The sequence below is a fragment of the Labrenzia sp. 011 genome (genome assembly GCF_003075075.1).
Taxonomy (GTDB): Bacteria; Pseudomonadota; Alphaproteobacteria; order Rhizobiales; family Stappiaceae; genus Roseibium.
This window is the reverse complement of sequence record NZ_QCYM01000029.1, coordinates 1-13639: the sequence shown is the minus strand read 5'-3', so window position 1 is coordinate 13639 and position 13639 is coordinate 1. Positions and strand designations below refer to the sequence as shown.

The window sequence follows — 13639 nt, the reverse complement described above, 5'->3', positions numbered from 1 at the left end:
TTAGAGCCCTTTTCGCCCGGCGAGCGAAACCTTGATGTAGGAGAAGATCTCCTCGAATCGGCCTTCCTGCAAAAGGACGGCAACCACGATGATCACCCCCTTGAGAATGAGCTGCGTGTTGCTGTCGATGTTGTTGAGCTGGAGAATGTTGCTGAGAAAGCCGAAAATCAGCACGCCCACAAATGTCCCCATGATCGCGCCCCGGCCGCCCATCAGGCTGGTTCCACCGATCACCACGGCGGCGATGGCATCCAGTTCAAGACCCAGCCCGGCATCGGGCTTGCCCTGGCGGAACTGGGCCACATAGAGCACGCCGGCGAGTGCCGAAAGGGCGCCGGCAATCGAATAGGTGACGATCTTTATCCGTCCCACGGAAATCCCGGACAGACGCGAGGCCTCTTCATTGCCCCCGATGGCGAGCAGGTAGCTGCCGAATGTCGTGAAACGGGTGATCAGGAAGAAGAGCAGCAGCACTCCGAGGAAAAACAGGCCGGGTGCGGGCAGGATGCCCCAGAGCAGCATGCGCAGGACTTCGAAATTTTCTGTCGCATTGCTCCCCGTGTAGACGGGATAGACCGCGGTATCCTGACCCGCGACCACGCGGGCCAGTCCCAGCGCTCCCACCATCATCGCAAGGGTGACGATAAAGGGCTGCAGGCGCCCGTAGACAATGATCGCTCCGTTCATCGCGCCCATCACGGCACCGATACAGGGAACGGCAATCAGTACAGCCAGGACGCCGAACTTTGTGTCCACCTGTCCGGCCTGCCAGGCCATGATGGCCACGGCCAGGCCGATGGCGATCAGCAGTGCGGGAAGCAGGCGGTTCGCAGTCCGTTTCTCAGGGCGTCCGACGGTCCCGAGCATGTTTGTCTGAACGAAATAGATCAGGGAAAACAGACAGACCGCAACAACCGCGCCGGTTGCCGGGACGCCGAACATGCTGGCTGCGGTCCAGCCCTCCTGGGTCAGGAGCATGGCGCAGATCACGGTGCCGAGGGCCATGATCGACCCCACCGACAGATCTATACCGGCAATGAAGATCACCAGCGTCATTCCGACGGCGACGATACCCGTCACCGACACCTGCCTCAGTACGTCAGTCAGGTTGCCGATCGAAAGGAAGATATTGTTTCCCTTCGAAGAAAGTGGTGAGGTCAGCGCCCCGATGAAAATAAGCGCCGCCAGTCCCCAATACAGCTTTGTGCGATTGAGAACAGAAAGAAAGGCTCTCTCGAATACAGGTTTTGAAATGCCTTTTTCCGGTACAGTCTCGTCTGCGCTCATGGTTTCCTACTTCTGCTTGTTGGCGCGTTCAGAACTGCATTGCCAGTTCTTTTATGGATTCGACGGTCATTTCCTGCTTGTTCAAGGTTCCGGTCACGCGCCCTTCGCACAGCACGATCATCCGATCGCAAACAGCAAGGAATTCGGAGATTTCGGAGCTGGCGAAAAGAACGGACAATCCCTTGTCGGCCAACTCGCCGATCAGGTTGTAAATCTCGTCCTTGGCACCGATGTCGATTCCGCGGGTGGGCTCGTCCAGCAGCAGAATTGACGGCTCGGTCGCCAGCCATTTGCCGAGAACGACTTTCTGCTGGTTTCCGCCGCTCAGCCGGCCGACGATATGTTCGGGACCGCGTGCCACGATGCGCAACCGTTCGATTGCCGTCATCGCCTCCCGTTCGCGCTGTTCGGACGACGTCAGTCCGAAACGGGATTTCAGTGGCAGCAGCGGCAGGATGACATTGTCCGCGATCGAACGATTGAGCAGCAGCCCGTTGCCTTTCCGGTCTTCGGTAATCAGGGCGAGGCCTGCCCGCACGCCATCTGCCGGAGTCGTGGGCCGCAGCGCCCGACCGTGTATTTCGATCCGGCCTTCGTGATTGTTGCCGCGTGCTCCGAATATCGTTTCCAGAAGTTCCGTTCGTCCCGAACCAAGCAAGCCGCCAATGCCCAGGACTTCGCCTTTCTTCAGGTCGAAGGAAATGTCCTGCAGAACCTGGCGTCCGCCGGCATGGGCGTTCAGATTCGAGACTTTCAGAACCGGCTCGCAGGAGGCGGGGACCTTTCGGGTGATCGGGTCGATCTCGACCGACCGGCCAACCATCATTCGGATCAGATCAGCCGAGGTGGTGTCGGCCACGAGCCTTGTGCCGATGAGGTTGCCGTCCCTCAAGACCGTCACGCGGTCCGAGATTTCAAACACTTCATCCATGCGATGCGAGATATAGACAATCGCCACCCCCTGCAGCGCAAGATCGCGGACGACTTCCATCAGTATGTCGGCCTCGGTTTGCGAGAGGGCGGACGTCGGCTCGTCCATGATCAGTAGGCGCGCATCCATCAGCAAGGCGCGTGCGATTTCCACGAGCTGCTGCTCGCCGACGCGCAGCTTCTTGACGGGGGTATCCACATCCAGCTTGAACCCGAAACGCGCCAGTGCGGCGCTGGCCTGGGCACGCAGGGACTTCCTGTCGATCACCAGGCCGCCGAATTTCGGCTCGTGGCCGAGCATCACGTTTTCGGCGACCGTCAGCTCAGGCACGAGGCTGAGCTCCTGGTGCATGATGGCGATGCCGGAATGCTCGGCTTCCTTGGGCGATGTGAAGGAAACGGGTCTGCCGTCAATCGAGATCTGGCCCGACGTCGGGGCCTGAACACCGCTTATGATTTTGACGAGGGTGCTTTTTCCGGCGCCGTTTTCACCCATCAAGGTGTGAATTTCACCGCCTGCGAAGCGCAGATCGACACCGCGAAGAACCGAAACGCCAGAATAGGACATTCCGATATTTTCCAGGGTCAAGTCGATCCGGCTCTCGGTCGAAATGGATTCGCCGGGCGCAATAATCTTGTTCATTGACGGCATCGTTCCTCCCAAAAGATACGCGTCGTAAATCCTTCTTGTTTCATATACGAAACGCCGATCATATGCAAACCGAAAATTCGATGGCTGGGAGGCGGAAAGCCGGTTCGACACCGTTGGCCGCGCAAATCTGACCAACACCTCCGAGGCGGCTGCCCTGAACGCGCAGATCTCGACCACCGTGTCCCTGCTTGAGCTCGACCTCACCCCGGTTCACTTCAAGGGCCTGCCGTTGAACGTCGTCTTCATGTTGATCCCGATGCTGTATGACCACCATCGCGAAGCCCATGGCGCCAATCTGGCGGAACTCGCCAGGATCGCCGACAGTGGCGCCTTTAAGCCGGTGCTCGATGATGTTGCCTTCGGATGTTCCGACGTTGATGCAGCCTGCGACCGGCTGACGGGCGGCAAGGCCATCGGCAAGGTCGTGATCGAGATCTGATCGGCCGGTCTAACCGGATGAACCGGAAAGGCGTGGGGGGGGCGACAGGGGGATGTCGCAGGCCCGCGCCTTTCGCCAGCCGCTTGTAAAGCGGGGAGACGATCCGGATCTCTTCATGAGGTCCGGTTCCAGCGACCGGTACGGAGCGATGACGCATCTTACCCGGGATGCCGTATGACGGGGCGCGGGAGCGGATTGTCGATGTCAGGAGGAGTGCCGCAAGGCCGTCATCACCATGCTCATGGGCGTGGTGGCCGAAGCCCTGAGTGATGCGATCTGAAGAAAATGGTCGGAGTGAGAGGATTCGAACCTCCGACCCCCTCGTCCCGAACGAGGTGCGCTACCAGGCTGCGCTACACTCCGACATGATATTGGGCCAGCTATTGTCAGGCCCACCGGGAACAGCGGGCAACGCCGCGCTGTGTGGAGGCTCATTTAGCAAAGCTGACCTCTTCCCGCAAGAGCTTTGCATCGGTGTCGGGCGTTTTTTTGAACACCGGGAAAACCCGCAGGGAAGACAGTCGGGCCGGTGCCGGGTATCAGGCCGCAAGGCCGGTCGCGCCGCGGGCCGGAAGCCGCCGCCGGTTCCACTCGACACGCTGTCCGGGAGCCGTGGCTGCCTGCAGCCCTAGGCCGTTTCCCGTCCTTCCGGGCAGTGCGAACGGGCCTGCCGGGCGCCCGCACAGACGGCCCTGCGATCCCGTCCTGACGAGGCCCGGCTGCATCGGGCTGCCGCATCCGAAAGCGGCGAAAATCCGTCTGGGGAAAACCGGGCCGGAGGGGAGGGGCAAGGGCTGCGGGAAGGCTTGCGCTGGTCAAGCGACATCGCTATACAGCGTTCCCACGGCCTTGGGGTGTAGCCAAGCGGTAAGGCACCGGTTTTTGGTACCGGCATGCGCAGGTTCGAATCCTGCCACCCCAGCCAGTTCTCCCTTTTGAAAAATCGATTTATCCGTTTCAACCGCGCGTAACGTGCAATATGCAACGCTCCGAAAAACATGTAGCGCGCAACTTCGTTTGGCATTTCGCGCAACTTCACTTGGCACCCAGTTTGAACCTAACGACAACCGCTAATCGGCCGTGTCTCTTCGTTGGGTAGACGATTGTCTAGCGACCCATGTCTTCTATTGAGATCAACTTCAATGAAGCTTGGAAAGCTGGCGTTCAGTTGGCCCGCAGGCTGTATTAAATTTCTCATTGCCCCACTTACGAGATCGTTTCATCTGTGGTGCTGGCCCGTCCCGGCTTGGTAGCCTTGTCCTTTTGGCTGCTTGCCCATGTGCACTTTGTGTATTCGCGAGCGACACGAACACGTGCTTCTTTCAGCGGAAGACTTTTGTAGCTCTCGAGAGTAGGGTTTCGCTCAAAGAAGCTGTCGACCTGTTCTTGCGACATATTAGCGTGTGCCTTCAGCATCCAGTCGTAGAGATCGAAAGGATCGTCATTACGGAGGATGTGTGAGGTATTGTCTTTGCCAAACACCGCATCCGTGTAGCGGCGCGCGGCCTGCGCCTCAGCCGCTGTCAACGGCATTGTCACAATCCATCGGCGATCATCAGCTCTGACCACAAGCATAGCCTTGTCCGTGCCAGATGAACTGATGTCTTCCACCGTCGCCTTCATGGTCTTGCCGTCCATGTCGGGCACCTCGATTACATCACCGATCTTGACCGTACGCTGAAGACCACCGTCACTGTTGAGCCATTCGGCGGGTGAACCGTCGAAGGTGGTCGGCACAGTGCTGGCTGTCTTCCACGCCTCCATGAGCCAGAAAATGTCGCGGTGTTTATCGTAGCCCTCAAGGGCGGCTTCGATCTCCAAGGGTTGCCCGGAGGGGAAGTCGTCAATCTTGATGGTTTGCAGGAAGCCGAAGCACGGATGGCCAGTTACGTTCTCGTTTGCGAGAAACGTGTGGTTGGAAATGACGACATAGGCAGGCGCTATTGGCTGGCCGTTTACCGTCATACTGTTTTCCGCATCCCGGATCGCAATTTCGACTGATTCGGCCACGGCGCGCCAGTCAAGTTGTGCCAATATGGTAGGGATACTCAGCTCAATCCAATAGATCGGGTTCGTAAGCTTCTTTTTCGACGCTTTGTGAATCTGGTTGCGCACGTAGCCTTGCAACTCGCGCTGAAATTCAGCGTTTGTCACATCGCCCGTAGGTGCTCTCCAGCCGTTCTTGCGCTTGGCTTCGACCTCGTAGACCTTTCCCGTTGCCTTGGATTTCGCCCTGAACTCCGGCGTTGGGGTTGATCCTGCCTCCGTCTCGGCGCAGGAAATCTCCATTCCAGAGACGGCCAAGGCTGCGCCTACTAGTGCCTCGTGATAGGCGGGCATGAAGCTGACGGGGTCGCGTAGACGTTTGAGCAGCGGCGTCGGCAACTCGTCGTGGTGAGCGATTAGATAGAGCGCATAGGCCAAGTGGAGCCAGCACGCAATGAAGCCCATCATCACTATGGTCTTCACCTTCGGCTCGCCGGGCTTATGGCTACTGTAAGCTTTTGTCTTTTGCAGCCAGCGAAATAGCGGATGACGACCCTTGCTACGTTCCTGCGCACCCCATTCGTACCCGAGTGACTTTTTCATAAAGTAGTCGAGAAAGTTGGGGAAGATAATCCAATCCTTTCCCCAATGGACCGTGAGTTTTACTGCGACGAAGCGGAAGCCATTCGTCTCATCCATCCATGAAACTATAGGATTGCCATGACCTTGCTGCTGTTGGCGCACACTCTCGGCAGCTTGATGCTTTCGCAGTATGGCTTTCGCCTGTGCCAAAGAGGTGGGATTAGGTTCAGACACGAGCGAGCGTTCCACATTCCGTTTCGTGGAGTTCAAGCAACATTTCTTGAATTTATTGCCGCTGCCGCACGGGCACAGCTCATTTCGTCCAGTCTTCATTCTTAATATTATCGCGGAATGCAGCCGTTAAGACAATGTATGAACTAAGTGTTTGTGAAGTTATCATATATGTAAAAATTTTTTTGACGCCGGAGCTGACTGGTCTGCTGCCGGCGCCATGTTATCTATTCAATTTTGACTATAGCTTTGAATAGCCCTTCGCCTTTAGCTCTCACACTTCCTCAGAAGTAAGCACCCCTGAGAGTTCGCCACGCATAAGCCGCGACCAGTGGGACAACCCCGTTACCGGCTGCCCTGGATCGCTCCACCCGATAGGCCAGCCCATCATCCAGTCCGAGAAATTCGGGTTGAAGGTCCAGTCTCCTGGACAGGTGCGTGTCCCAGGCTTCAAGGTCACATGGAGGGGGAGCGAAGATGGGTAAATCGGGTTTTGAACGGGCTTTAAACCCATCCGCTGTGTTGCCAACCAGAATGTCGTCCAGACCCTCGCCGCATTCCCCAGGGCGTGCTGGCTCCCCTTCTGGTCGATTGCTGTCCTGAACCGGAAGGCGCCGCCCTCGATCAGGATATCCGTCCGGCAGGCATAGATGCTTGTCGTTGGCGTGGGCCAGAATGAAGAGCCTTTTCCGGATGTGGGACGCGCCGACTTCAGCCGCCGAGAACAGGCCCGCTTTAACGCTATAACCCAGTCCCGATAAGTCCCCCGCGACTTCTTCAAATCCACGGTCCAGATGTCCCTCGACGTTTTCGCAGAACACCCACTCGGGTTCGCATTCACCGATGACCCGGGCAACGTCCGGCCAGAGGTGCCGGGGATCCTCGCGTCCGCGGCGCAATCCGCTGGACGAGAATGGCTGGCAGGGATATCCGGCAGTGAGGAGATGAAGTTTGCCACGCCACGGGCGGCCGTCGAAGGTTTTAACATCGGACCAGACAGGCGCGTGATCCAGGGCCTTGTCTTCCATCCGCGCCACGAGGGTGGCCGCTGCGCAGGCTTCTCGCTCAACATAACAAACAGTTCGGTATCCGGGTTCCGCGACATGGAGACCGAGCTCCAGTCCGCCAACGCCGGTGCACAGGGAAAGTCCATTAAGCCGTTGAGGCTCGTTTGGGGGATATACAGCCACAAGAGTTTTCTCCTTGGGTACATCGCTCGTGGCGATCGGAGAAGGGCTCGATTGGCCTCAGGTTGTTCAATGTGCCGCATCGCGTGCACTTGATTTCGACAGGACCGACTATCGCCCGGTCGGCGGATTTCATCAAGAGTTTGCGGCAGGAGCCGCAACGAATTTCATTCATGGGATTCGACAACCTTATGGCGACTCGTCCATATAATCCGGGCATCGCGCGATGCACCGGGCGCGGTGGTTGTCTACGGCTACCGGGCGGGCTGAAGATTGGCGTTGGAGGCCCGCCGTCCGGGATAACCCGGACCGTCCGTCAAGGATCGAAGCTGTAAGCATATCTGAGGTCGGCAATGGCGGATAACATCGATGACTTCAATACGATAACGGGCCTGATTTTCGCACAGCTGTACGCCAACTTTCCTGTAAAAGAAGACTTGGATGAAGCCGCAATAGCGAAGGCGCTCGGCATAGAAATCATTGATGTTTCGAGCAAAGACTGGCCGGATCCCAAAATATTTAATTTCGGAGAAATATCGCCTGGATTGCCTTTGAGAAGGGTTCTTTGGGCTGCTTGTATCTGGTTGCGAGACGAGGGGTTCATTCGCGCTGATGGTGAAAGTGCCAACATCGAAATGGTACTTACGACCAAGGCACTCTCGGCGATGAATGCCCATCCGAAAAGCCTCGAAGAGCCTCTCGGTAAGCGGTTGCAATCAGCCGCAAAAACAGCAGGCACCGAAGCCGGAAAAAAAGCGATCAGCGAAACCGCGAGCCTGATCATTGGGGCTGTCGCCAAGTCTTTTCTAGGCTAGGCATCCCTCGTCTCCACTTCCACCGTTGTCACCCAGCCACCGCCTTCCGGATCGATCGTGTGACTGACGCTGCCGGCGACCCACTGGACCGCCCCGATCGCTGCCCCGAATCCGGTGAGCGTGACCGGCGCACCGGCAACCGCCGCCGGGTTGCCGCGCATTTCGAATGAGCCCGTGCCGCTCCACCGGGTGAGGGCCGTCGCCATCGTCGCCGCTGTCTTCTTGGCTTCCGCCTGGCTAGGCGTCAGGTGAAGCGCGCTGAACGGCCCGCCTTTCTCACCAAACGACTGATTTTCTCGCCCCACCCGGCCTTTCTGCGGGTCGTACCAGCTGGTCTCGGTCTTCTCGTGCGCCGGCCGTTCCTCGATATCGACATCCCAGCCGTAGACCCGGCGCCGGTCGATCAGGATCGGCTGCAGATCCTTGCCGGATCCCGATTGCGCCTTGCCCCGCTCCAGGACGACGAGCTTGCCCGCCTGTGGCTTGACGACTGCACCGATCTCGTCGGCCAGCTCGGTGGCGAAATCCAGCAGGCTCTGGTTCAGCCGCAGCCGGTAGGGGATTTCGATCGACGCGATGGCCGGGCTGACAAGCGCGGACACCCCGGCCTCCGCCGCCAGGCTCTCGAAGATCTTGCCGGCGGTGCCGAAGCCGTTTTCCGGATCGTAGTGTTTCGAGCCGCTGGCCTTCATCTTGTCGATGAAGTCGGCCGCCCGGCAATGCACCTCCATCGTCTCGCCATCCTCGGCCGAGCCGCCGAAGGCCGTACGGCTGACGGTGAAGCTGCCGAAGTCCGCGGCAGGCCCTGGCAGAAATCCGGCCTTGATGGAATAGCGCGTTCCCTTGGGCGGAGGAGAAAAGGGCGGTGCCTTGAATGTCAGGACCGCTTCGTCGCTCTCGTACCCGGCCTGATCGGTGATGGACACACTGAGCAGATCGCTGCCCCAGAAGGGAACGAGGTTGGCGCTGGTGGGCCCGGAAACGATCACATAGGGGCGGGCGATCATTCCCAGGGCCTCACCGGGGTTTCATCGGCGGGCGCGGGGGCTGCTGGCACGCTGAGGATTGTTCCGAAGGCGACGTCGCCGGCCGGGTTTTTCTTGTCGCCGGAAAGACGCCGGTTGGCGGTGAGCAGGGTTTCAGCGGTACCGCCGCGCTCGCTGCCGTAAAGGTCGCGGGCGATGCGATCGATCCGCTCCGCATCTTCTGTGACCGTATAGGTGGAGACGGGTTGATCGCTCATGTTGCCTCACACGAAGACCAGGCCGATTTCGGCATTGAGGGACCGGCCGCGGCCGGTGAATGGGTGGAAGCGGTCCTCGTCCACGTAAAGCTCGCGGATGACCACGAGGCCCAAATTGTCGGCGGCCAGATTGGCCCCGAGACGCAGGTAAAGCACCGGCAATTGCGCGATGTGCTGCGCTTGCAGCCAGCCGAGGGCATCCATGCCTCCGAAGACGAAGGGAAGGGTGAGAACTTCCAGCCTGGAGGTTCGCTCGCCGATCCCGGTTAATTGATAATCCATTCCGGTGAAGGTCGCCCGGCCGGGTACGCGGGTCTCACTTGCCTGGCTCACATGCTGCGGATTGAGACCGATGACCTTGAGCTGGGCGGCGCCGATGGACACAAGCGACGTCATGCGAAATCTCCGGTGTCATGCAGGGCGCGCGCCCGGGCGGCGCGGATCGCCCGGTTCTGTAAACGCTGTGCTTCGCGGGCGGCCCGTTCCGGGTCACGGGCCTGGTTGAAGGTGTTCTGGATCTTCACGGCGGGAGCAGGCGCCGCCGGCGCCGATTTGAAGGTCCGCCTCTGACCGCGCTCCCTGTGTGAGATCGGGTCGGCACTGGAGAAACTGGGATTGATCTTGGGCGTAGCGGTGAAGGAAAATCGGGCCTTGAGCTGATCGGCGATCGCGGCCGCCTTGCCGGCTTCCTCGCTCAGGGCATTGGCAAACTCCGAACCGGCCTTGTCTCCAGCCTCCCGGAAGGACTGCGGGCCGGGAACCAGGCGCTCCAGGGGGGCCGTGCCGGGTTTGGCGCGCGGAACGGGGCCTCCGCCGGGCGCCGGAGATTGCGGCTGGCTTTCGCCCTGGAGCTTGCGCGCCTGTTGCAGCTGCCATTCCAGTTCCTTCAGCCTCAGTTCCAGCGGCAGGCGGGCGGTATCCGGCAGGCCGAAGCGGGATTCGGGCCGGTTCTCGATCCGGGATTTCAGCTCCTCGATCTCAAGCTGGAGGGCTTCGGTGTCGATCGACTTGAGCCTGCCGGTGTTGGCGATGCTTTGCTCCTGCCGGCGGAAGGCCGGATTGATCCAGCCAATGAACTCGTCGATGAGTGGATTGGTGATGCGGCCCCAAAGGGAACCGGCCGCGCGGCCACTCTTGCTCAGGGCAGCTTTCCGGCGATCCGATTGCGCCTTGGGTGTGTTCTCCAGAAAGCCCGCGTCGAGATCGACAATGCCGGCTGACCTGTTCCGGATCGCGTCAAAGGCCTGATTGTAGAAATCCCGGTTGTTCAGGAGTGGCCGCAGGGCGGATTTGGCCTGCATGTCGCCGAAGAGTTCGCCAATGGCGAATTCATCGCCGCCAGTCAGGCGTTGAACCTCATCGAGAATCGCCAGGATATAGGGCGTTCCCTGTTGCTGTGCATTCGACGCCACGGCTTTGAGATCGACACCCTTTTCCTGGAAGTTCTTCACGGTTTCCGGTGAAGCCATTTTCGACAGGAGGTTCTGCAGGTTGGTTGCCGCGCCTGCTTCCATGCCCGCGCCCTTGCGCACGACCTGGGCAAGGGCAACCAGCTCGGCCGAGGCGTCCAGTCCGGAGCGGCCGCTGGCGCTGTAAAGCGCGCCCAGCTCCGGGAAATATTTTGCCATCGCCTCGATTTCGAATTCGCCTTCCTTGCCACCCTTGACGATCTGGTCGAGGAAGGCCGGAACCTGATCTTCCTTGATCCCGAGGTTGTTGATCGCGGCAGTTACCGCGCGGGCGATAATCTCGGGCTCGGAACCGGAGGCGAAGGCGGTTTTTCCGACAGGCATGAGGAGGGCGTTCTGCCGGGCAACGGAGAAGTTTGCTGCCGCGAAGACGTTGCGGGCCGCGTTGACCGCTTCGGTGTCCTGGCCGAAGCGCATGGCGACACGGGTGTTTTCCGCCTTGATCGCCTTGACCACCTCCGGGTCGCGCATTTCTGCGGTCACGGCAACGCGGGCGGCCGCATCGTCCACGGCGTTAAAACCCTTTTCAAGCTGGTTTAAACCGCGCACGATATTATCGACCGCCGCAAAGGCTGCCAGGGCACCGAAAGCGCGGCCGGCAGTCGTTTCCAGCCCGCCCATCACACCCGTCAGGCGTTTTGCCGGAACGACGACCGCGCCATGGTCCGCGACCCGCCGGCCGAGCCCTTCCACTTTCCGGGTCGCGCGGTCCACTTCGCCATGCAGGGCGCGGAACTTGGTCCGGTCGATTGTTCTCAAGCGTTGGGCCGCCTGGGTCGCAGCATTGCCGAGCTGCTTGAGCTCCCGTTCCACCCGATCGGTTTTCTGGGCGTTGAGTGCGCGCACCTTGTTCGCTGGCAGTTCCAGGGCCGTGGCTGCCCGGCGGGCATTGTCGCTGATCTTGTCGAGATCCCGGCCGAGCTTGCGCGAACCGGTGCCGTCGAGCCGGTCAGCCGCCCGGTCGATCTCCTGAAGGTCTCTCTTGGCTCGCCGTGCGCCTCGGTCCTTGTAATCAAGGCGCAGCTTTAGCGAAACGTCCATTCAGGTCCCCACCTTTTCAGTCCCGGCTCATCAGGCCGAAGGTTTCGCCGTGGATGTCGTCGGCCTCTTTCCACCACAGCAGGCACTCGGTCCATTCCCAGCCGAGCACCTGGTGAAGTGGGGTGTGAAGGATGGCAGCCGTGCGCGCGGCAATGCGCCGCCAGTCTTCCGGTCGCGCACTCAGGCGTCGTCCGCCCGGAAGACGCGCGGAAAAAAATCCAGGCATCTTTCGCTCACCGCGTCGCCGTCATCGTCCATCAGGCCGCGCAGAACGGCGGCCGGAAGTCCTGTCTGGGCAGCGTAGATCTCATAGAGGTCCAGCTTGCCGTCGCGCATTCTGGAAGCGATCTGACCGACTTTCGCGACGGTCAGCCGGCGCACGGTGATGCTCTTCACGGTGCGCCCGCACCACTTGAACGGATGGCTGAGCGGTATCTCGGCAAGACGCGTTGCCGGGTCTGAGAGGAAATCGAGGTCCGCGATATCAACCGGCGCTTCGGGTGGCGGCGCCGGTTTCGTTTCCGGCGCGGCCGCCGCTGCTGCGTTGTCCAGCTCACTGGTCAGCGCTTCGGGCGGCATCGGGATCTCTTCAAGTGGCACTTCCAGACCGGTTTTTCTGCTGTCTTTCATGGATGCTGCCTCAGGCCGCGATGATCGCGTTGTGATCGGCGCTGTAGTCGGTGCCGTTGATGACGATCTTGTTGGAGAAGAAGTCGAAGGCGTGGATCCGCTTTCCGTCAACGATGTCCTCATAGGCGACGATCGAACCAACCTGATATTCGGTCTGTCCGCCACGCTTGCCGCTCACACGGGGCTGGCTGACCGCGCTCACCAGGCCTTTCAGGATCACCACCCGGCCGATGTTCTTGCCTGCCTGCAGGTCGCGCAGGCGTTCATAGTAGTAGAAGGTGGTCCAGTCGCCGGCCTCGCGGCCGAAGAGCGAGCGGACGTCGTCATGTGATCCGTGCAGGGAGAAGGGGGCCGAAAGGGGCTCGATCTCTCCAGGGTTCTCGAAAGCCATCCAGCTTCCGGCCAGTGTGATCGTGTCCTGGACACGGCTGAGGTTCGGCATCTGCACGGTGTCGAGGCGCAAGCGCTGGTTCAGCGTATCGACATACCAGTTCGCGCCATAGATCACGCTATCCATGTTGGGTTCCTTTAAGCTGTGCTGGCAACGCGGATGTTCTGGTCGCCGAGAGCCTCAAGGGCCTGGGCGATATTGTCGGCCAGAAGATCGAATGCTTCCGGCTGGGGTTCGGTGAAGATCTGCAGATCGACGAGATCTGGCGTTTCCTCAAACCGCAATTTGACCTTCAGGGCGCCGTCCCGCAGGGAGGTGTTGGGGTTCAGCGCCCGGTCCCAGATCACCTCGTAGTCGATGATCGCGCCGAAGGCCTGGCGCTCGGCGCAGGCTTCGGAAATCGTCCGGTAGATCAGAGTCGCCAGATGGGGCCCGAGATCCTGGGCATTGTACTTGCGCATTGCCCGGACGAATGCCTTTTCAATCGAACGACGGGTGCGGATGCGCTTGATCGAGCGGTAGTCCACGACGGTCGGATCGGTCGCCGTGGTGAACGGCGCCCACAGCAGCTTGTTTTCGATGATCGTGCCGACCCCGGACTGGCAGAGATAGTTGCTGTCGGAAGTCGGTGAGATCGGCGGTGCAAAATTCGACCACGGTAGCGGCGGGATAGTCCTGCTGCGGGCGGCGTAAAAGTCGTCCACCTATTTTCCTTCTGCGATGACGGCAGGAGGGTTCGGGGATCTATACCGTGGA

General features: G+C 60.0%; 14 protein-coding genes and 2 tRNA genes. 3 read left to right on the top strand and 13 right to left on the bottom strand.

Features of this window, described 5'->3' with window-relative positions; translation table 11 throughout:
• Together DCO57_RS20715 and DCO57_RS20710 are read right to left on the bottom strand one after the other, a co-directional pair.
• Positions 1–1287: an ABC transporter permease gene (locus DCO57_RS20715; protein WP_116700828.1), complete on the bottom strand. Its 1287-nt coding sequence runs from the start codon at positions 1285–1287 to the stop codon at positions 1–3.
• A 28-nt stretch (positions 1288–1315) separates the two neighbouring features.
• Complete coding sequence (locus DCO57_RS20710; protein ID WP_116700827.1) at positions 1316–2860, bottom strand: sugar ABC transporter ATP-binding protein; 1545 nt, start codon at positions 2858–2860, stop codon at positions 1316–1318.
• 37 nt (positions 2861–2897) lie between these two features.
• Here DCO57_RS20710 and DCO57_RS20705 point away from each other — a divergent pair, with 37 nt between their 5' ends.
• The gene (locus DCO57_RS20705; protein WP_116700826.1) at positions 2898–3308 is read left to right on the top strand and encodes a zinc-binding dehydrogenase; all 411 of its coding nucleotides are present in this window, start codon (positions 2898–2900) and stop codon (positions 3306–3308) included.
• A 286-nt stretch (positions 3309–3594) separates the two neighbouring features.
• Here the strand turns inward: DCO57_RS20705 and DCO57_RS20700 are convergent.
• Positions 3595–3671 (bottom strand) — tRNA-Pro (locus tag DCO57_RS20700).
• A gap of 487 nt (positions 3672–4158) precedes the next feature.
• Here DCO57_RS20700 and DCO57_RS20695 point away from each other — a divergent pair.
• Positions 4159–4233 (top strand) — tRNA-Gln (locus DCO57_RS20695).
• Between the two features lie 281 nt (positions 4234–4514).
• Here the strand turns inward: DCO57_RS20695 and DCO57_RS20690 are convergent.
• Both DCO57_RS20690 and DCO57_RS20685 read right to left on the bottom strand, forming a co-directional pair.
• On the bottom strand, positions 4515–6209 hold the full coding sequence (locus tag DCO57_RS20690; RefSeq protein WP_116700825.1) for an SEC-C domain-containing protein: 1695 nt from the start codon (positions 6207–6209) through the stop codon (positions 4515–4517).
• Between the two features lie 182 nt (positions 6210–6391).
• A complete protein-coding gene (locus DCO57_RS20685; RefSeq protein ID WP_116700824.1) occupies positions 6392–7297 on the bottom strand; it encodes a DNA cytosine methyltransferase in 906 nt (301 codons plus the stop codon).
• A 350-nt stretch (positions 7298–7647) separates the two neighbouring features.
• Between DCO57_RS20685 and DCO57_RS20675 the strand changes: the two genes are divergently transcribed.
• On the top strand, positions 7648–8109 hold the full coding sequence (locus DCO57_RS20675) for a hypothetical protein (RefSeq protein WP_116700822.1): 462 nt from the start codon (positions 7648–7650) through the stop codon (positions 8107–8109).
• Here the strand turns inward: DCO57_RS20675 and DCO57_RS20670 are convergent.
• From DCO57_RS20670 to DCO57_RS20635, 8 genes are read right to left on the bottom strand one after another with little or no spacing between them, the layout of a single operon-like run.
• Positions 8106–9116 (bottom strand): hypothetical protein, encoded by a 1011-nt coding sequence (locus DCO57_RS20670; RefSeq protein WP_205756236.1) that lies wholly within the window; start codon positions 9114–9116, stop codon positions 8106–8108. The two genes, DCO57_RS20675 and DCO57_RS20670, sit on opposite strands and share 4 nt — an antisense overlap.
• Entirely contained in the window at positions 9113–9352 is a 240-nt protein-coding gene (locus DCO57_RS20665) for a hypothetical protein (protein ID WP_116700820.1), read from the bottom strand. Before DCO57_RS20665 ends, DCO57_RS20670 begins: the two co-directional genes overlap by 4 nt.
• Positions 9353–9358: 6 nt before the next feature.
• Positions 9359–9748 carry a hypothetical protein gene (locus DCO57_RS20660; protein ID WP_116700819.1) on the bottom strand — a complete coding sequence of 130 codons (390 nt, stop codon included), beginning with the start codon at positions 9746–9748 and terminating at the stop codon, positions 9359–9361.
• Positions 9745–11862 (bottom strand): phage tail tape measure protein, encoded by a 2118-nt coding sequence (locus DCO57_RS20655; protein ID WP_116700818.1) that lies wholly within the window; start codon positions 11860–11862, stop codon positions 9745–9747. The genes DCO57_RS20660 and DCO57_RS20655 overlap by 4 nt, the downstream gene beginning before the upstream one ends.
• Positions 11863–11878: 16 nt before the next feature.
• On the bottom strand, positions 11879–12088 hold the full coding sequence (locus DCO57_RS20650) for a hypothetical protein (protein ID WP_116700817.1): 210 nt from the start codon (positions 12086–12088) through the stop codon (positions 11879–11881).
• Entirely contained in the window at positions 12043–12492 is a 450-nt protein-coding gene (locus DCO57_RS20645) for a phage tail assembly protein (RefSeq protein WP_116700816.1), read from the bottom strand. The genes DCO57_RS20650 and DCO57_RS20645 overlap by 46 nt, the downstream gene beginning before the upstream one ends.
• 10 nt (positions 12493–12502) lie before the next feature.
• A complete protein-coding gene (locus DCO57_RS20640) occupies positions 12503–13009 on the bottom strand; it encodes a phage major tail tube protein (RefSeq protein ID WP_116700815.1) in 507 nt (168 codons plus the stop codon).
• Between the two features lie 11 nt (positions 13010–13020).
• Complete coding sequence (locus tag DCO57_RS20635) at positions 13021–13587, bottom strand: hypothetical protein (RefSeq protein WP_205756235.1); 567 nt, start codon at positions 13585–13587, stop codon at positions 13021–13023.
• Positions 13588–13639: the final 52 nt, after the last annotated feature.